Below are 19,275 nucleotides of genomic sequence, written 5' to 3' on the forward strand. Positions count from 1 at the left end.
CGCGTTGCCCTCGACCAGCAAGGTACCCGAATACAGCGATGGACGCACAATACAAGCCCTTTGATATCGAACGCGATGCCCAGCGGTTCTGGGACGAGAACCAGTGCTTCAAGGCGATCGAAGATGCCGATCGCGAGAAGTTCTACTGCCTGTCGATGTTTCCCTATCCCAGCGGCAAGCTACACATGGGGCATGTGCGCAACTACACCATCGGCGATGTGGTCTCCCGCTACCAACGCATGCAAGGCAAGAACGTGATGCAGCCCATGGGCTGGGACGCCTTCGGCATGCCGGCGGAGAACGCGGCCATCCAGAATCAGGTTCCCCCGGCCCGCTGGACCCACCAGAACATCGACACCATGCGCGACCAGCTCAAGTCGCTGGGCTTCGCCTATGACTGGAGTCGCGAGTTCGCCACCTGCGACAGCGACTACTACCGCTGGGAACAGTGGTTCTTCACCAAGCTGGTGGAAAAGGGCCTGGTCTACAAGAAGATGTCCACGGTCAACTGGGACCCGGTCGACCAGACCGTGCTGGCCAACGAACAGGTCATCGAGGGCCGCGGCTGGCGCAGCGGCGCGCTGGTCGAGCGCAAGGAAATTCCCCTGTGGTTCCTCAAGATCACCGACTATGCCGAGGAGTTGCTGGCCGATCTCGACCGGATCGACTGGCCCGAACAGGTCAAGACCATGCAGCGCAACTGGATCGGCAAGTCGCGCGGCGTGGAGCTGAGCTTCGATACGCGGGCCGCCGACGGCACGTCGATGGAGCCGCTATCGGTCTACACCACGCGCCCCGACACCCTGATGGGCGTGACCTACCTGGCCGTGGCCGCCGACCACCCGCTGGCCAAGTCTGCCGCCCAAGACGATGCGGCCCTGGCCGACTTTCTCGAGGAATGCGCCCGCGGCGGCACCTCCGAGGCCGAACTGGCAACCCGGGAAAAGAAAGGCATGCCCACCGGGCATTCAGCCCTTCACCCGCTCACCGGTCGCGAGTTGCCGGTCTATGTCGCCAACTTCGTGCTGATGGAGTTCGGTACCGGGGCGGTGATGGCGGTGCCGGCCCACGACCAGCGTGACTGGGAGTTCGCCACCAAGTACGGCATTTCCATCGAGCCGGTGATCGCCGACGCCAACGGCGATACCCCGGATCTCTCGGCCGGCGCTCATACCGAATACGGCACCCTGATCAACTCCGGCGAATTCGACGGTCTCGACTTCGAGGCAGCCTTCGACGCCATTGCCACCCGGCTTGCCGAACAGGGGCGCGGCGAGGTCAAGACCAACTACCGACTTCGCGACTGGGGCGTGGCACGCCAGCGCTACTGGGGCGCGCCGATCCCCGTCAAGTACGGCCCCGAGGGCCAGACCGTACCGCTCACCGACGACGAACTCCCGGTGGAGCTGCCACTCGAGGTCACCGTCGATGCCTCCGGCTCGCCGCTGAAGAAGATGCCCGACTTCAGCGATCTGGGCGACGGCTGGACACGCGAGACCGATACCTTCGACACCTTCATGGAGTCGTCCTGGTACTTCGCGCGCTTCTGCTGTGCCGACAACCCTACGGCCATGCTCGACGAGCGTGCCGACTACTGGCTGCCGGTGGACCTGTACATCGGCGGTATCGAGCACGCCATCCTGCACCTGCTCTACGCGCGCTTCTTCACCAAGCTGATGCGCGACTTCGGCCTGGTGCAGACCGACGAGCCCTTCCAGCGCCTGCTGACCCAGGGCATGGTGATCGCCGAAACCTACTACCGCCCCACCGCCAACGGTGGCAAGGAATGGTTCAACCCCGCCGATGTCGAGGTCAGCCGCGACGACAAGGGACGGCCGGTCAGCGCCACCCTGGTCGCGGATGGCCAGCCGGTGGAGATGGGCGGCATCGAGAAGATGTCCAAGTCAAAGAACAACGGTGTCGACCCTCAAGCGATGATCGACCGTTTCGGCGCCGATACTGTGCGCCTTTTCATGATGTTCGCCGCACCGCCCGAACAGTCCCTGGAGTGGTCGGACTCCGGTGTCGAGGGCGCTCACCGTTTCCTCAAGCGCCTGTGGCGTCTGGTCGCCGAGCACCTCGAGGCCGGCACGCCCGGCACCCTGGATACCGAAGCGCTCGACGACGCCCAGCGTGAGCTGCGCCGCAAGACCCACGAGACCATCGCCAAGGCCAGCGACGACATCGGCCGTCGCACCACCTTCAATACTGCCATCGCCGCCGTCATGGAGCTCGCCAACGCACTCGGCAAGTTCCCCGACACCTCACCGCAGGGATTGGCCGTGGCGCGGGAGGCCGTGGAAGCCTGCGTGCTGCTGCTGGCGCCCATCACCCCGCATATCTGCCATGCTCTCTGGGCCGAACTCGGCCATGACGAGCCGGCCATCGACGCACGCTGGCCGGCACTGGACGAATCGGCGCTCGCCCGTGACACCATCGAACTGGTGGCCCAGGTCAACGGCAAGCTGCGCGCCCGCCTCCAGGTGCCCGCCGATGCCGACAAGGCGGCCATCGAGGCCCAGGCCATGGCCACCGAGAACGTCAAGCGCCACATCGAGGACAAGCCGATCCGCAAGGTGATCGTGGTGCCCGGCAAGCTGGTCAACATCGTCGTCGGCTGATCCGCCGCCCAAGGAGTTTCCATGCAGCGTCGAACATTCCTTCGCCTGACCCTGGCCACCGGCGTCTCCCTGGCGCTGGCAGGATGCGGCTTCCGCTTGAGAGGAACAGGGAGCGCCGCCCTGCCCTTCACCTCGCTCGCCGTGGACGGCACCGGGGATGACGTCTCCCGGCTCGCGATCGAGCGGCTCCAGGCGGCGGGGGTCAGCGTCGACGAGGCGGCTCCACAGGTCTTGAACCTGGGACCGGAAGCCTTCGGCGAGCAACGCCTGAGCGTACTGGATTCCGGTCGCCAGGAATACGACATGAGCCTCAGCGTGCCCTTCTCGATACAGCGGCGCGACGATGGCGCCTACCGACTCGCTCAGCAGCACGTCGAGGTCCAGGAACGCTTCACCTTGAGCAGCAACAACCTGCTTTCGGAAGACGACCGTCGCGAGGCGGTACGTCGTCGCCTGCGTCAAAAAGCCGTCGATCAACTGCTCGACCGACTGCGAGCTCTCGACGGGCAATGAGGGAGCAACCGTGAAGGTCTTCGCCGACAAGCTCGAGGCTGCCCTGGCCAAGTCCCTACCGCCGGCCGTGATCGTCGCCGGTGACGAGCCGCTGCAGCACATGGAGGCATGCGATGCCGTGCGCCATGCGGCTCGCAACGCCGGCATCGAGGAACGCGAAGTGCTCCATGTGGAAGCCAACTTCGCCTGGGGCCGCCTGCTCGAAAGCGCCGCCAGTCTTTCCCTGTTCGCTTCCCGCAAGCTCATCGAGCTGCGCCTGAACGGCAAGCCCGGCCAGGAGGGCGGCAAGGCTCTCAAGGAATATGCCGAGGGCATGGCCGGGAGCGACAATGTCCTGCTGGTCACCTCCGGCAAGCTCGACTACCGCGAACAGAAGAGCGCCTGGTTCAAGGCACTGGACAAGGCCGGCCTCTTCGTGCCGGTATGGCCGGTGGATACCTCGCGGCTGCACTTCTGGCTGCGCGACCGCGCCTCGCGACACGGATTGACCCTGGATCTCGATGCCGCTCGGCTGCTCGGCGAGCGTATCGAAGGCAATCTGCTGGCCGCCGACCAGGAGTTGCAGAAACTGGCCTTGCTGCTGCCGCCGGGGTCACGCGTCTCCCCCCAGCAGATCGCCGGTGGTGTGGAGGACAGCGCCCGCTTCGATGTCTTCACCCTGCTGGATGCCTGTCTCAAGGGAGAGCGCGTGCGCGTCTCGCGGATCCTGGCCGGCTTGCGTGGCGAAGGTGTCGAGCCCCCTATCGTACTGTGGGCCCTGACCCGCGAACTGCGCCTGCTGTTGTCGATCCACCAGCACCTGGATCAAGGACAAAGCCTCGAGCACGCCTGCAAGGCGCAGAAACCACCGATCTTCGACAAGCGGCGCCCCGCCTACCAGCAGGCCATCAGCCGCTTGCCCATGAAGCGACTGCACAAGTTGTTGCTGTTCGCCCAGCGTCTCGACCTGACTATCAAGGGGGCCGGTGCCATCCCCCTGTGGGACGGCCTGCACGACCTGGCGCTGACGCTGGCCGGCGGTCGTGGACTACTGGCTGAACTGCCCTCGTCCTACCGAATCGGCTGACAAGGGGTCAGCGATTCGTGAAATGTCAGGCACTTATCCGCTATAATGACACGACATCGCCATCGTCGTGACGCAAGGATGCACACGCGGAGCCGACACGAGCCGTCGTAACCACTTTCCATCAAAGGATACTTCCCCATGAAACGACTCAGCCGTCTCCTCATCCCCCTGCTGATTGCCACTCTGGTCGTCGGCAGCCTGCCGGCCGTCGCCGCCGCGCCAAACAGCGATCTGGTGGGTACCGCCGCGGCACTCGATGCCAGTACCATCCAGCAGGATCGCGAGCGCATTCGCGATGTCCTCGCTCGTGACGATGTACAGCGTCAACTGCAGTTGCAAGGCGTCGATGCCGATGAGGTAGAGGCCCGCGTGGCGGCACTCTCCGATGCCGAGGTGAGCGAGATGGCCGACCGGCTCGACCAGATGCCCGCCGGGGCCGGTATCGTCGGCGCCCTGTTCGCCGTCTTCGTGATCCTGCTGGTGACCGATATTCTCGGCCTCACCGATGTCTATCCCTTCACTCGCTGATCGGAGAGGCACACCACATGAACCGCCTGCTTCGGCAGCCAGGAAACGCCCGCTTTGCGGGCGTTTTCGCGTTGGCATGTCTTCTGCTGGTACTGACGGGCTGCGCCTCGACACCGACCCTGTCTCCCGAGGCCGCCCGCGTCCTTCCCCAACGCACGCTGATCGATGATGTGCCTTTCCACGCACAACGCGACTACCAGTGCGGCCCCGCCTCCCTGGCCATGGCGCTTGGTGCCAGCGGCGTGTCAGTGGACGTGGACACCCTGATTCCTCAGGTTTTCCTGCCCGGCCGGAAGGGAAGCGTACAGCCCGAGATGCTGGCAACGATACGCCGCCATGGGCGCATCCCCTTTCCACTGGAAGGCGGTTTCGAGGCACTGCTGGCCGAGCTCGATGCCAACCATCCGGTGGTGGTCATGCAGAACCTGTCGCTCCCCGTGTGGCCTGTCTGGCATTACGCGGTCGCCATCGGCTACGATCGACCGGCCGAAGAGTTGATCCTGCACAGCGGAACAACCGCCAAGCGGCGGGTGACCTTCGATCGTTTCGATGCGACCTGGGCACGCAGCGAGCGCTGGGGATTCATCGCCTTGGCCCCCGGCGAACTTCCGGCCAGTGGCGATGCCGACAGCGCCATCCGGGCCATCACCGACTTCGAATCCGCACAAGGGGCGCAAGCAGCCCTGCCAGCCTGGAACGCCCTGGCCGAACGCTATCCCGACTCTGCCATGACGCACTTCGCACTGGGCAACGCCCGACATGCGACCGGCGACACGAATGGCGCCATCGCCGCCTTTCGCGCCGCGACCCGTGCGGATACCGAGCTGGCTCCGGCCTGGCTCAATCTCGGCCTGCTGCTCAAGGGGCGGGACGACATCGAACCCGCACGGCACGCCTTCGAGCAGGCAGCGATGCTGCCGGGCCCCTGGCAATCGCGCGCCCGGGAGGAACTGGCATCACTCGAACAGGATAGGAGAGCGTATCGTGAGCTATGACATCGTGCTCAAGCGCGTCTACCAGCCCATCGAGTCCGACGACGGCGCCCGCCTGCTGGTCGATCGGCTCTGGCCTCGCGGCAAACGACGCGAATCGCTGGCGCTGACCGACTGGTACCGGGACGCCTCTCCGTCCCTGACCCTGCGCCGTCAGTATCATGAAGGGGAAATCAGCGCCGGCGTCTTCGCCAGCCGTTATCGGGGCGAGCTACGCGACGCCCCCGAGAGCCTGTTGCCACTGATGCGATACGCACGCAGCGGACGCCTGACCCTGCTTTCGGCAGCGCGCGATCTCGACGCCTCTCACCTGCCGATACTCAGGGAGGCCGTGCTCACCGCCTTGCAGGAAGAGGACGCAGCAGACAGCGAACCTGCCTCGCCGCCCTGTTTCGGACATGAGTCACCTTCCAGTGACACATGACGTCAAGGCGCTGCATGAAACCCGGTGCACGACCTCCAGGCAGAGATCGTCCGATCAACGCCGCGTGGCATCATAGCCGAGGTCGGCACCGCTGTTCTCGTCACTGCTGCGACGTGCACGGCCTCGCTTGCGATTTTCCTCTTCGCAGACCTCATCCTTGCCACCGCAGACTTCGCAACCTTCCTTGAGTCCCAGGTTGTTCAACCCGCCGCAGGATCCCTGAATCGGTCGGCGCCCCAGGATGACACCCACAGCCATGGCTGCCACGATCAACAGCATCAGGGCCAGAACGACCAGAAAGGTACTCATGTCGATACTCCAGAATGAAAAGGATGGGCCTTCACTCATTATGACCATGAAGCCAGTCATGTGATCCCTATCGGACTCCTTGTCCGGTATGCCGACACCAGTGATCGGCATACCGGACAAACAGACCGCAAAGGGCCGGCCCTGAGGCCGGCCCTAAGGTTTATTCGGTGTCAACCACCGAAATCGTCCAGCATGATGTTTTCCGGTTCGACGCCGAGGTCCACCAGCATCTTGATCACCGAAGCATTCATCATGGGCGGCCCACACATGTAGTACTCGCAGTCCTCGGGCGCCGGATGGTCCTTGAGATACTGCTCGTAGAGCACATTGTGGATGAAGCCGGTCGGCCCGTCCCAGTTATCCTCGGGCAGGGGGTCGGAAAGCGCCAGGTGCCACTCGAAGTTGTCGTGCTCCTCGGCCAGCTTGTCGTACTCCTCATTGTAGAAGGTCTCCCGCCAGGAACGGGCACCATACCAGAAGGAGATCTTGCGCTTGGTATCCAGGCGCTTGAGCTGATCGAAGATGTGACTGCGCATCGGCGCCATGCCAGCGCCACCGCCGACGAAGACCATCTCCGCGTCGGTATCCTTGGCGAAGAACTCACCGAACGGCCCCATCACGGTCACCTTGTCACCCGGCTTCAGGCTGAAGACATAGGTCGACATCACGCCGGGGGGATGGCTGGTGTTGGGCGGCGGCGTGGCAATACGCACGTTGAACTTGAGAATACCTTTCTCTTCCGGATAGTTCGCCATGGAGTAGGCCCGGATGATCTCTTCGGTATTCTTGTGGGAGATGTCGAAGAGGCCAAACTTCTCCCAATCCTCCCTGTACTCCTCCTCGATATCGAAGTCGGAGAACTTGATGTCGTAGGGAGGTGCCACCAGCTGCACGTAGCCGCCGGCACGGAAGGCGACATCCTCGCCCTCGGGAAGACGCAGGTTGAGCTCCTTGATGAAGGTCGCGACGTTCGGGTTCTCGATGACCTCGCATTCCCACTTCTTGACGCCGAAGACCTCCTCGGGCACCTCGATCTTCATGTCCTGCTTCACCGGCACCTGGCAGGACAGGCGCCAGCCTTCCTTCTTCTCGCGCAGGGTGAAGTGCGATTCCTCGGTGGGCAGGATCGAGCCGCCCCCCTCTTCCACACGGCACCGGCACTGGGCACAAGAGCCGCCACCGCCGCAGGCGGATGACAGGAAGATGCCATTGGCGGCCAGGGTGTTGAGCAGCTTGCCGCCCGCCTGGGTGGTCAAGGTGTGCTCGGGATCGCCGTTGATCTCGATGGCGACGTCCCCGGTGCTCACGAGCTTGCTCCGGGCGGCCAGGATCACCGCCGTCAGACCGATGATGACCACGGTGAACATGACCACACCGAGCAAGATGACTGTTGTATCAACCATGTCGGTTTCCTATTGCTTGCGTTGCCTGGTTACCGGTGGCCCTCGGCCACCGGCAGAACACGACCCACTTCAGAGCTGGATGCCGGAGAAGGACATGAAGCCCAGCGACATCAGACCGACAGTGATGAAGGTGATGCCCAGGCCCTGCAGGGAGGCGGGCACGTCGCTGTACTTGAGCTTCTCGCGGATGCCGGCCAGGGCGGTGATCGCCAGCGCCCAACCGACACCGGCGCCCAGACCATAGACCACGGACTCGCCGAGATTGTAGTTGCGCTCGGACATGAACAGGGTCGCACCGAGGATCGCGCAGTTCACGGTGATCAACGGCAGGAAGACACCCAGGGCGTTGTAGAGCGCCGGCACGTACTTGTCCAGGAACATCTCCAGAATCTGGACGATAGCGGCAATGACGCCGATATAGCTCAGATAGCCGAGGAACGTCAGATCGATGTTCTCGGCCCCGGGGATGCCCGTCCAGACAAGGGCGCCCTCGCCCAGGAGATACGTCAGTATCAGATTGTTGACCGGCACCGTGATGGTCAGCACCACGATGACGGCGATGCCCAGGCCGAACGCCGAGGAAACCTTCTTGGACACCGCCAGGAAGGTACACATGCCCAGGAAGAATGCCAGGGCCATGTTCTCGACGAAGACCGAGGCAATGAACAAGCTCAGATAATGTTCCATGTTACACGGCCTCCTTCGGCTGGGTATTGGCCTTCATCTCGAACTCGTTTTCCTCGACCTGCTCGGGGTTGATGGCACGCAACACCCAGATGATCAGACCGATGATGAAAAAGGCCGAGGGTGGCAACAGCATCAAGCCATTCGGCACGTACCAGCCACCGCTGGACACTGTCTCCAGCACGGTGAAGCCGAACACGCTGCCGGAACCGAACAGTTCACGGAAGAAGCCGACGGTCATCAGGATGAAGCCATAGCCGATGCCATTGCCGACGCCATCCAGGAAGGACAGCCCCGGAGAGTTGGTCATGGCAAAGCCTTCGGCGCGGCCCATCACGATGCAGTTGGTGATGATCAGGCCCACGAAGACCGACAGCTGCTTGGACATCTCATAGGCATAGGCCTTGAGAATCTGGTCCACCACGATCACCAGCGAGGCGATGATGGTCATCTGCACGATGATGCGGATGGAGGACGGAATGTGATGGCGGATCAACGAGACGAAAAAGTTGGAAAAGGCCGTCACGAAGATTACCGCCAGCGACATGACCAGCGAGACGCTCATGCTGCTGGTCACCGCCAGCGCACTACAGATCCCCAGGATCTGCAATGCGATGGGGTTGTTCTTGAAGATTGGCGTCGTCAGGACGCCCTTGGCAGTCGGTGCAGACATCTTCAGGCTCCTTCGGTCTCGTCAGTGGACGTAGTGTTGACGGCTTCCTGGTCGATGCCACCACGGAACTTGGCCAGATAGGGACCAAAGCCTTCCGGCCCGAGCCAGAACTGCAGCATGTTGGTCACGCCGTTGCTGGTCAGCGTGGCACCGGAGAGCGCATCGACTTCGGTCTTCTCGCTCGCCCCGCCCTTGACCAGGCCAATTTCCGGCTCGACACCGTCACCCTCGCCATAGATCTGCTTGCCTTTCCACTGCGCCTTCCACTTCGGCGTGTCGACCTTGGCGCCCAGACCCGGCGTCTCGGAATGCGAGTAGTAGGTGATGCCGACGATGGTATTGCCATCGCCCTCGACTGCCAGGTAGCCACGCATCAGCCCCCACAGGCCCTGGCCGCGGATCGGCAGAATCACCTGCTCGGGATCGTCCGGATCACCCACCAGGTAGACGGTGCTGTAATTCTCCTGACGGGACAACCCGGCGATGTCCGTCTCACCGGACAGCGTCCGCGACTGCGCAGGGTCCCTGGCCGCCTCGAAGCCACTGTAGTTGTCGGGATCGAACTCATCGGTATATTCGCCACTGCGCAGATCCACGACCTTGGGCGTCACCTTCTGGAACTCTTCCGCCACATCGTCGCCGGGCTCGTAGAGGTCGGCCACGTTGAGGATATTGGTCTTGCGGTCCAGTTCCTGGTTGAGCTGCTGCTTCGAGCGCAACGCCACCGCGGCGGTGGAGACGATGATCGAGCACACGATGCAGAGTGCAAACGCCACCGTCAGGATCTTCTTGATGGAGTTGTTGCTCTGTGCCATCAGGCATTCTCCTCGGCCAGATCACCGGTACGCCGCTGGCGGCGCTTGATGTTGGCCTGAACAAAGAAGTGGTCAATCAGCGGGGCGAACAGGTTGGCGAACAGGATCGCCAGCATGATGCCTTCCGGGAAGGCCGGGTTCACCACGCGGATCAGCACGGTCATGACGCCGATCAGGATCCCGAAGATGAGACGCCCCGGATTGGTCATGGAGGCGGACACCGGGTCGGTTGCCATGAACACCATGCCGAAGGCAAAGCCGCCAATCACCAGGTGCCAGTACCAGGGCATGGCGAACATCGGATTGGTGTCGGAGCCGATCAGGTTGAACAGCGCGCTGGTCGCGACCATGCCGAGGAAGACACCGAGCATGATCCGCCAGGAGGCGATCTTGGTCCACAGCAGCACCGCCGCGCCGATCAGGATAGCCAGCGTGGACGTCTCACCGATCGAGCCCGGCATGAAGCCGAGGAAGGCATCCCACCAGCTGAGCTGATCGCTCAGGGCGCTCATGCCGCTCTGGTAGGCGGTGGACAGTGCCGTGGCTCCAGTGAAGCCGTCGGCTGCTACCCACACGGAATCGCCGGAGATCTGTGCCGGATAGGCGAAGTACAGGAAGGCCCGCCCCGTCAATGCCGGGTTGAGGAAGTTCTTGCCGGTACCGCCGAAGATTTCCTTGCCGATCACCACACCGAAGGTAATGCCGAGCGCTACCTGCCACAGCGGAACGGTCGCCGGCAGAATCAGGGCATAGAGCACGGAGGTGACGAAGAACCCCTCGTTGACCTCGTGGCCACGCTTGATCGCGAACAGGACTTCCCAGAAGCCGCCGACGACGAAGGTCACCAGATAGATGGGCAGGAAATAGGTGGCACCAAGCACGAAGTTGCCCCACAGGCTGCCCGGATCATGGCCTCCGCCCAGGGTCATCACGATGGCCTCGCGCCAGCCGGTGGCCGCGCCGAAGCCATCGGCGATGGCCATGTTAGCCTGCCAGCCGGCATTCCACATGCCGAAGAACATCGCCGGGAAGGTACACAGCCACACCGTGATCATGATGCGCTTGAGGTCGATGCCGTCGCGCACATGAGCGGTAGTCTTGGCCACGTTCGGCGGCGTGTAGAAGATGGTGTCGACCGCTTCATAGAGCGGGTAGAACTGTTCGTACTTCCCGCCCTTGTGGAAGTGCGGCTCGAGATTGTCGAGTGTCTGTCGGATACCCATCATCAGGCCTCTTTCTCGATCGTGGTGAGGTTATCGCGCAGGATGGGACCGTATTCGTACTTGCCGGGGCACACGTAGGTGCACAGCGCCAGGTCCTCCTCATCCAGCTCCAGGCAACCAAGCTGCATCGCCGTCTCGATGTCACCGACGATCAACGAACGCAGCAGCTGGGTGGGCAGGATGTCCAGCGGCATCACTTCCTCGTACACCCCGACGGGCACCATGGCCCGCTCGGAGCCGTTGGTGGAAGTGGTCGGCGCGTAGTTACGCAGGCCCTTGAGCTTGGAGAGGTAAATCCCCATGACGGAATGGCGGTTGGCCCCCGGCGAGAGCCACCCCATCAGGCTTCGCTTGTTGCCTTCCTCAAGCAGGCTGAGCTGATTGTGGAAACGACCGAGAAAACGCAGACTGCCCTCGCAGGTGAAACCGGAAAACACCGAACCGGAGATCACCCGAGTGTCCTCGGGATTCACGACCTCCCCGTCCAGCAGCTCTTCGGTACTGGCGCCGAGGCGAGTGCGCAGCAGACGGGGCTGCTCGGCGCGCGGCCCACCGACGGCGACGACCCGATTGACGTCCAGCTTGCCCTCGGCGAACAGCTTGCCGAACGCGATGACATCCTGGTAGCCGATGTGCCACACCGACTTGTGCAGCGCCACGGGCGAGAGGTGATGGATATGGGTACCGACCAGCCCCGCAGGGTGGGGGCCCGAGAAGGTTTCCGTCGCGACCCCGTCGACATTGTCGCCGGGCAGGGAAGCGTCCGGTGCGCTGCACAGGAACACCTTGCCCTCGGTCAGTCGCGTCAGGACCTTGAGCCCATCCTCGAAGGCCTCGGCCTGCTCGTTGATGATACCGGCGGGGTCGGCGCAGAGCGGGTGAGTATCGATGGCAGTGACGAAGATATTCTCCGGCTTGGCATCCAGGGCCGGCGTCCGCGAATAAGGGCGCGTGCGCAGCGCTGTCCACAGGCCCGACTCGACCAATTGGTCGACCACGGCCTGGCGCTCCAGGGATGCCAGCTTGTCACGACCATGGGCCGTGAACGAGACCGCATCCTCGGTGTCGTCGACCTTGATCACCACCGACAACAGCTTGCGTTTCTCGCCACGGTTGATGGCCACGACCTCGCCCGCCGCCGGCGCGGTGAAGCGTACGCCTTCGATCTTCTTGTCGGTGAAGAGCAGCTGGCCCAGCTTGACCTTGTCCCCCTCCCGGACCTCCATGGTCGGCTTCATGCCGATATAGTCGGTTCCTAGGACGGCCACGTGACGCACCGGACGCGCATCCTCGATACGCTGCTCCGGGGCACCCGTGATGGGGAGATCCAGGCCTTTCTTGACTTCGATCATAGTCTCGCCCAGTTGATGGATCGGATATACGAAGGAAAGGGGTACGAATGGGTTCAGATTCTTTTAATTGTCGGAATGTTACCAGTCGGGCTCGAGACAAGCTCGAACCACCCCGAAAATCCCGGATATTATAAAGAGAAGCCGATGCGATGACTACCGACCGAAGGTCGCAAGACGGGGGGCTGACGCTCCTCGCGCATGGCAGCCCAAGCAGTAGAAAGAACGTTGGTCGGCGAGAGAGGCGAGACTTGGCGGGAATTGCCGCCCCGGTCAAGCGCCGGGGCGGCAGGCAGGCTCACGCCTGGGCGCGGGGCAACTTGAGGAAGCTCACATTGGATACCTGCTGCAGGATACGAATGACCTGGCAGCTGTACCCGAACTCGTTGTCGTACCAGACGTAGAGCACCACATGCTTGCCGTTGGCGATGGTCGCCTGGGCATCGACGATACCGGCGTGACGATTGCCGACGAAGTCGGTGGACACCACCTCGGGCGAATCGACGAAGTCGATCTGCTTCTGGTAGTCGGAGCCGATGGACATGCGGCGCAGGTAGTCGTTGAGCGAGGCGACATCGGTATCCCGATCCAGCGTCAGGTTGAGAATCGCCATGGAGACATTGGGCGTGGGCACCCGAATGGCATTGCCGGTGAGCTTGCCCGACAGCTCGGGCAACGCCTTGGCCACAGCTTTGGCGGCACCAGTTTCGGTCAACACCATGTTGAGCGGTGCGCTACGGCCACGCCGGTCGCCCTTGTGGTAGTTGTCGATCAGGTTCTGGTCATTGGTATAGGAGTGCACCGTCTCGACATGGCCATGGGCGATGCCGAACTCGTCGTTGAGCACCTTGAGCACCGGCACGATGGCATTGGTGGTGCAGGACGCCGCCGAGATGATGCGGTCATCGCTGGTGATGTCCTGATGGTTGATGCCATAGACGATATTCTTGACATCCCCCTTGCCCGGTGCCGTGAGCAGCGCCTTGGAAACGCCCTTGCATTCCAGATGCTGGCCCAGGCCCGCCTCGTCACGCCAGATGCCGGTGTTGTCGACCACCACGGCATTGTCGATGCCATAGGCCGTGTAATCGATCTCGGCAGGCGAATCGGCGTAGATCACCTTGATGACGTTACCGTTGGCGATCAGGGTTCGGGACTCGACATCGACGCTGATGGTGCCATCGAAGGGGCCATGCACGCTATCACGGCGCAGCAGGCTCGCTCGCTTCTCGAGATCCTTGGCGATATCGCCCCGCCCGCGCACCACGATCGCCCGGAGGCGCAGCAGGTTGCCGCCGCCCGCCTTCTCGATCAATACACGGGCCAGGATACGCCCGATACGGCCGAAGCCATACAGCACCACGTCCTTGGGCTCGCCAGTGCCCGCATCCGGGTCGTGGGCATCGACGATCTCGGCCAGCTCCTCGCGCAGGAACGCCTCGGCATCACCGCCGCCCCGCTTCTTGAAGGCCACGCCCAGCTTGCCGACATCGACGTGGGCCGGCCCCAGGTTGAGCGACTGCATGGCCTGGATCAGCGGGAAAGTCTCCCGAACGGAGAGTTCGGTCCCCTCGATCTTGCGGACGAAACGGTGGTCCTTGAGGATCCGGATGACACTGCGATTGAACAGTGAACGTCCGAACATGGTGGTCACGACGTTGTTGCAACGATAGAGGCTGCCGATCAACGGGATCATCTGCTCGGCGATTGCCTGGTCGTCGTGCCATTCCTGGAAGACGGTATCGAGGGATTCCTGACTCACGAGAGGCCTCTCTGTGGGGGATTGAGATTCGGCGATATTATCCGAAGCCGACCCTCCAAGAGCAATCGCGGGATGGTCGCAACCGGTGTAGACGGATTACAACAACCGGCTTCTCACTACATGACACACGGGACTGGTATGATGCCCGCAGTTATCCCATTCGACACGACGCGACCGACGCCATGCCGACTTTTTCACCACTCGACCCCCGTCGTCCCAAGGGGCTGCGTGACACCCTCTACTGGCAGACACCGCCCGGCAGTGCCACAGCACTGGCCCTGGCGCACCTGGCCGTGGACGCCCCGCTGCTGGTGATCACGGCCGACACCGCCGCCGCCCAGCGTCTGGAGGGCGATCTGGCCTTCTACTCGCGCCTGCCGGTATTGCCCTTCCCCGACTGGGAAACGCTACCCTACGATAGTTTCTCGCCCCATCAGGACATCGTCTCGGCCCGCCTGCGCACCTTGCGCCGCCTGCAGGAAGGCGAACACGGCATTGTGCTGGTGCCGATCAACACCCTGATGCAACGCCTGCCGCCGGTCGACTACATCGCCGGTCGGGTCATGACGCTCGAGGTCGGCATGACGCTGGAGCGTGAGAGCTTCCGCGATCGCCTGTCGCGAGCCGGCTACCGCGCCGTCGAAACGGTCTATGAACCCGGCGAATATGCCCTTCGCGGCGCCCTCATCGACCTCTACCCCATGGGCAGCGAAGCGCCCCTGCGCATCGACTTGTTCGATGACGAGATCGACACCCTGCGTCGTTTCGATCCGGACACCCAGCGCAGTCAGGACAAGGTGGAGCGCCTCGAGCTGCTGCCAGCCCACGAATACTCCCTGTCGCGTAGCGCCATCGCCTGCTTCCGGGAGGGCTTCGAGACGCTGTTCGACGTCGACCCGCGCCAGTGCCCCTTGTACCTGGATGCCCTGAAAGGCATTCCCTCGCCTGGCCTGGAGCAATACCTGCCGCTGTTCTTCGACGAGACGGCAACGCTGTTCGACCATCTCGCCGACACCACTCAAGTCGCCCTGACACCGGGCGTATTCGAGGCGGCCGAACATCACTGGGCAGCCATCGAGAGCCGCTATGACAACCTGGGCGTCGACCCGACCCGCCCCCTGCTGCCTCCCCATCGCGCCTTCGTACCGGTTCCCGAGGTCTTCGCCGCCATCAAGCAATATCCTCGCGTCGAACTCACCGACGATGAGGATCACCCCCATGCCATCGCGCCGGCGGCGCGCAGCGTACCGGAAGTGACGGTCAACGCCCGAGCCAAGGAGCCACTGGCCGCGCTCTCCCGCTTCCTCGAGGATCACCCCACCCGGGTGCTGTTCGTTGCCGAATCCCGAGGGCGTCGTGAAGCCCTCGAAGAGACCCTGGCGCCCCTGCGACTCGAGCTGCCTCATGTCGACGACTTCCCGACCTTTCTCGAAAGCGGGCAGCGCCTGGCCATCACCGAGGGGGCCATCGACGCCGGCTTGTGGCTCGACGCCCCGGACCTGGCGGTCATCAGCGAGACCGAACTGTTCGGCGAGGTCGTCCGCCAGAGTCGCCGTCGGGAGAAGGCCACCGACGATAGCGAACTGGCCATACGCCATCTCTCCGAGCTTCGCCCCGGGGCGCCGGTGGTGCATCAGGCGCACGGTGTGGGGCGCTACCTGGGGCTCGAGACCTTGGAGACGGGTGGCCAGGCCGCCGAATTCGTTGCCCTCGAGTACGCCGACGGTGCCAAGCTCTACGTGCCGGTGGATAGCCTTCACCTGATCTCCCGCTATGCTGGCGCCGATGACGAACTGGCTCCGCTGCACCGCCTGGGCTCCGAACAATGGGACAAGGCTAGAAAGAAAGCCGCCGAGAAAATTCGCGACACCGCCGCCGAGCTGCTCGACATCTATGCGCGTCGCGAAGCCCGGGAAGGCTTCGCCTGCCAGATGCCGGACGCCGAATACGCGCGCTTTGCCGCCAGCTTTCCATTCGAGGAAACGCCCGACCAGCAGGCCGCCATCGAGGCCGTGGTCGGAGACATGACGGCTCCCCGGCCGATGGATCGCGTTGTGTGCGGCGATGTCGGCTTCGGCAAGACCGAGGTGGCAATGCGCGCCGCCTTCCTGGCCGTGCATTCCGAACGCCAGGTCGTGGTACTGGTGCCCACCACCCTGCTCGCTCGCCAGCACTACGAGAACTTCCGCGATCGCTTCGCCGATACCGCCGTCAACATCGAGCTCGTCTCGCGCTTCACTGGCGGCCAGGGACAGAGCGCCGCCAAGCAACGCATCGAAGATGGTCGCGCCGACATCGTCATCGGCACCCACAAGCTGCTCTCCAAGTCGATGCGCTTCGCCAACATGGGCCTTTTGATCATCGACGAGGAGCACCGCTTCGGTGTCGCCCAGAAGGAGCGACTCAAGCAGCTGAGGGCCGAGGTGGACATCCTGACGCTGACCGCCACGCCCATCCCCCGCACCCTCAACATGGCCATGAGCGGCATCCGCGACCTCTCCATCATCGCCACCCCGCCGGCGCGTCGCCTGTCAGTGAAGACCTTCGTCCAGCAGCGTGACGAATCGGTGATCAAGGAAGCGGTGTTGCGCGAGATACTGCGTGGCGGGCAGGTCTACTTCCTGCACAACGAGGTCAAGACCATCGAGACTGCCGCCGAGACTGTGCGTGAGCTGATTCCCGAGGCCCGGGTCGGCGTGGCCCACGGCCAGCTCCCCGAACGCTCGCTGGAACGGGTGATGTCCGATTTCTACCACAAGCGCTTCAACGTGCTGGTCTGCTCCACCATCATCGAGACCGGTATCGACGTGCCCAGTGCCAACACCATCATCATCGAGCGGGCCGACAAGTTCGGGCTGGCCCAGCTTCACCAGCTGCGTGGACGTGTCGGGCGCAGCCACCACCAGGCCTACGCCTACCTGCTGGCCCCGCCGCCGCGCGCGATGACCCGCGATGCCACCAAACGCCTGGAGGCGATCGCCCAGGCCGAGGACCTGGGCGCCGGTTTCACGCTGGCCAGCCACGACATGGAGATCCGCGGCGCCGGCGAGCTGCTCGGCGACGAACAGAGCGGACAAATGGAGGCCCTGGGCTATAGTCTCTACATGCAGATGCTGGATCGTGCGGTGAAAGCGATACGCGACGGCAAGACACCCAATATCGAAGCCCCCCTCGACGAGGGAGTCGAGATCAGCCTCAACCTGCCGGCACTGATTCCCGATGATTATCTCCACGACGTTCAGCAACGCCTGGTCATGTACAAGCGCATCAGCAATGCCCAAACCGAGGCCGAGCTGAAGGAGCTCCAGGTCGAGATGATCGATCGCTTCGGCCTGTTGCCGGCACCGGTCAAGACCCTGCTGCGCCAGACCCGGTTGCGCCAGCGCGCCGAGCGCCTGGGCATCGTCAAGCTCGAGGCCGGCGCCGAGCGTGGCCGCGTGATCTTTTCCCGGCACACTCGGGTCGACCCATTGATTCTGGTCGAGCTGATCCAGCACGATCCACAGACCTACCGGCTCGAAGGCGCCGATACCCTGCGCTTCTCGGCAGACCTGGGAGACGAGACATCACGCTTCGACTTCGTGGAGCGACTTCTGGATTCACTCAATCGCAAGGCCGAAGCCGCATGAGGCTCAACGGTCACTCGACGCCGGCCGGCGAACCTCTGGCCGGCGAATCACTCCAATACACAGGCCTTCGGCACAAGGATGTGGCCATGGCCCCGAACGAACGGCAATCAGAGACGATGACAGCGATGACTTCCTCCGCCCTTCTCGGGCATACCACCCGCCTCGCCCTGGCCCTTAGCCTGACCGGCGTGCTCGCCGCTCCGCTCCAGGCCGCCGACGGCGATCTGCCTCCGGGGCATTATCGACTTCCCGAAGATGGCGACCTGATCGGCGAAGTCACCACCGTCGTGGCCGATGAGGAAGACACCCTGATCGACATCGGCCACGAACACGGCATCGGCTACGAGGCCATGGTACGCGCCAATCCCGACGTCAGCGTCTGGTATCCCGGCGAGGGCACCGAGGTCACCATCCCCGGTCGCTTCATCCTGCCGGATGCGCCACGCAAGGGGGTCGTGGTCAACGTCGCCGAGATGCGCCTGTACTACTATCCTCCCCACGCCGAGGGCGAGCCCGCCACGGTCGAGACATACCCCATTGCCGTGGGCCGCATGGACTGGAAGACACCGCTGGGCACCACCACGATCACCGAGAAGATCAAGGATCCCGCCTGGTATCCGCCCCAGTCGATCATCAAGGAACACGCAGCCAACGGTCGATCGCTGCCCAGCGTGGTGCCGCCCGGCCCCGACAATCCCCTGGGCCGTTACAAGATGCGCCTGGGTATCCCGGGCTATCTGATCCACGGCACCAACAAGCCGGAAGGGGTGGGCATGCGCGTCACTCATGGCTGCATCCGCATGCTGCCCGAGGACATCGACGCCCTCTTCCCCCGCTTGCCCCGAGGCACTCAGGTGAACCTGGTCAACGACAGCTTCAAGCTCGGCTGGGCCGACGATACCCTCTATGTCCAGGCCTACCCCTATCTGGACGAGGAACAGGGCACCACCATCCAGCGAGTCACCGAGGCGCTCGCCCAGGTGGAAGCCAGCATCGACGCCGATGACTACCCCGTAGATTACGGCCGGCTGCGTGAAGTCGTCGAAGTTCCCACGGGCATCCCGGTGGCGCTGAAGGCCTCGGAAACGCCGGAGGCTCCCGAGCCCATGCCAGCACCCAAGACCCTCTACGATCGCCTGGAGCTGGTCTTCGCCGAGCCCGGCTTCATGAACCAGCTTTCCTTCGGCAGCTGATACCGACCGCCACCGGCACGCGCCGGTGGCGCCAACAACGACAAGGGCCCCGCCGAATGGCGGGGCCCTTGTCTATCGTGTCAATACGCCG

Annotated in this window: 16 protein-coding genes; 8 read left to right on the plus strand and 8 right to left on the minus strand. The window is 63.5% G+C overall.

The genetic code is table 11. The annotated features are described in order from the left end of the window. Positions 1 to 38 precede the first annotated feature (38 nt). The 6 genes from leuS to HSDC_RS13250 all read left to right on the plus strand — a co-directional run bounded on the left by leuS (position 39) and on the right by HSDC_RS13250 (position 6,144). Positions 39 to 2,621: a leucine--tRNA ligase gene (gene leuS / locus HSDC_RS13225; protein ID WP_064700406.1), complete on the plus strand. Its 2,583-nt coding sequence runs from the start codon at positions 39 to 41 to the stop codon at positions 2,619 to 2,621. A gap of 21 nt (positions 2,622 to 2,642) precedes the next feature. Then, positions 2,643 to 3,134: an LPS-assembly lipoprotein LptE gene (locus HSDC_RS13230; RefSeq protein ID WP_064700407.1), complete on the plus strand. Its 492-nt coding sequence runs from the start codon at positions 2,643 to 2,645 to the stop codon at positions 3,132 to 3,134. A gap of 10 nt (positions 3,135 to 3,144) precedes the next feature. After that, entirely contained in the window at positions 3,145 to 4,200 is a 1,056-nt protein-coding gene (gene holA / locus HSDC_RS13235) for a DNA polymerase III subunit delta (protein ID WP_064700408.1), read from the plus strand. A gap of 138 nt (positions 4,201 to 4,338) precedes the next feature. Further along, complete coding sequence (locus HSDC_RS13240; protein ID WP_064700409.1) at positions 4,339 to 4,728, plus strand: PA2779 family protein; 390 nt, start codon at positions 4,339 to 4,341, stop codon at positions 4,726 to 4,728. A 17-nt stretch (positions 4,729 to 4,745) separates the two neighbouring features. Then, entirely contained in the window at positions 4,746 to 5,723 is a 978-nt protein-coding gene (locus tag HSDC_RS13245; RefSeq protein ID WP_064700410.1) for a PA2778 family cysteine peptidase, read from the plus strand. Further along, positions 5,713 to 6,144, plus strand: coding sequence for a DUF488 domain-containing protein (locus tag HSDC_RS13250; protein ID WP_064700411.1), 432 nt, complete (start codon positions 5,713 to 5,715; stop codon positions 6,142 to 6,144). Before HSDC_RS13245 ends, HSDC_RS13250 begins: the two co-directional genes overlap by 11 nt. Before the next feature lie 54 nt (positions 6,145 to 6,198). Here HSDC_RS13250 and nqrM read toward each other — a convergent pair whose 3' ends face one another. The 8 genes from nqrM to HSDC_RS13290 all read right to left on the minus strand — a co-directional run bounded on the left by nqrM (position 6,199) and on the right by HSDC_RS13290 (position 14,362). Next, positions 6,199 to 6,453 (minus strand): (Na+)-NQR maturation NqrM, encoded by a 255-nt coding sequence (gene nqrM, locus HSDC_RS13255; RefSeq protein ID WP_064700412.1) that lies wholly within the window; start codon positions 6,451 to 6,453, stop codon positions 6,199 to 6,201. A gap of 170 nt (positions 6,454 to 6,623) precedes the next feature. Further along, a complete protein-coding gene (gene nqrF / locus HSDC_RS13260) occupies positions 6,624 to 7,856 on the minus strand; it encodes an NADH:ubiquinone reductase (Na(+)-transporting) subunit F (RefSeq protein WP_064700413.1) in 1,233 nt (410 codons plus the stop codon). 69 nt (positions 7,857 to 7,925) lie between these two features. Next, complete coding sequence (gene nqrE / locus HSDC_RS13265) at positions 7,926 to 8,543, minus strand: NADH:ubiquinone reductase (Na(+)-transporting) subunit E (protein WP_064700414.1); 618 nt, start codon at positions 8,541 to 8,543, stop codon at positions 7,926 to 7,928. 1 nt (position 8,544) lies between these two features. Continuing rightward, positions 8,545 to 9,213, minus strand: a complete 669-nt coding sequence (locus HSDC_RS13270; RefSeq protein WP_064700415.1) for an NADH:ubiquinone reductase (Na(+)-transporting) subunit D — start codon at positions 9,211 to 9,213, stop codon at positions 8,545 to 8,547. 2 nt (positions 9,214 to 9,215) lie between these two features. Further along, positions 9,216 to 10,028 carry a Na(+)-translocating NADH-quinone reductase subunit C gene (locus tag HSDC_RS13275; protein WP_064700416.1) on the minus strand — a complete coding sequence of 271 codons (813 nt, stop codon included), beginning with the start codon at positions 10,026 to 10,028 and terminating at the stop codon, positions 9,216 to 9,218. Continuing rightward, on the minus strand, positions 10,028 to 11,254 hold the full coding sequence (locus HSDC_RS13280; protein ID WP_064700417.1) for an NADH:ubiquinone reductase (Na(+)-transporting) subunit B: 1,227 nt from the start codon (positions 11,252 to 11,254) through the stop codon (positions 10,028 to 10,030). Before HSDC_RS13280 ends, HSDC_RS13275 begins: the two co-directional genes overlap by 1 nt. Continuing rightward, positions 11,254 to 12,603, minus strand: coding sequence for a Na(+)-translocating NADH-quinone reductase subunit A (locus HSDC_RS13285; RefSeq protein ID WP_064700418.1), 1,350 nt, complete (start codon positions 12,601 to 12,603; stop codon positions 11,254 to 11,256). Before HSDC_RS13285 ends, HSDC_RS13280 begins: the two co-directional genes overlap by 1 nt. Before the next feature lie 295 nt (positions 12,604 to 12,898). Further along, entirely contained in the window at positions 12,899 to 14,362 is a 1,464-nt protein-coding gene (locus tag HSDC_RS13290; protein WP_064700419.1) for a glyceraldehyde-3-phosphate dehydrogenase, read from the minus strand. Positions 14,363 to 14,544: 182 nt separating this feature from the next. On the opposite strand from HSDC_RS13290, the gene mfd reads away from it, so the two are divergent. Together mfd and HSDC_RS13300 are read left to right on the plus strand one after the other, a co-directional pair. Further along, positions 14,545 to 17,991 carry a transcription-repair coupling factor gene (gene mfd / locus HSDC_RS13295; RefSeq protein WP_064700420.1) on the plus strand — a complete coding sequence of 1,149 codons (3,447 nt, stop codon included), beginning with the start codon at positions 14,545 to 14,547 and terminating at the stop codon, positions 17,989 to 17,991. A gap of 125 nt (positions 17,992 to 18,116) precedes the next feature. Further along, positions 18,117 to 19,184 (plus strand): L,D-transpeptidase family protein, encoded by a 1,068-nt coding sequence (locus HSDC_RS13300; protein WP_244534462.1) that lies wholly within the window; start codon positions 18,117 to 18,119, stop codon positions 19,182 to 19,184. The last annotated feature ends 91 nt before the right edge of the window (positions 19,185 to 19,275 follow it).

The organism is Halomonas caseinilytica (assembly GCF_001662285.1).
GTDB classification, from domain to species: Bacteria; Pseudomonadota; Gammaproteobacteria; order Pseudomonadales; family Halomonadaceae; genus Halomonas; species Halomonas caseinilytica.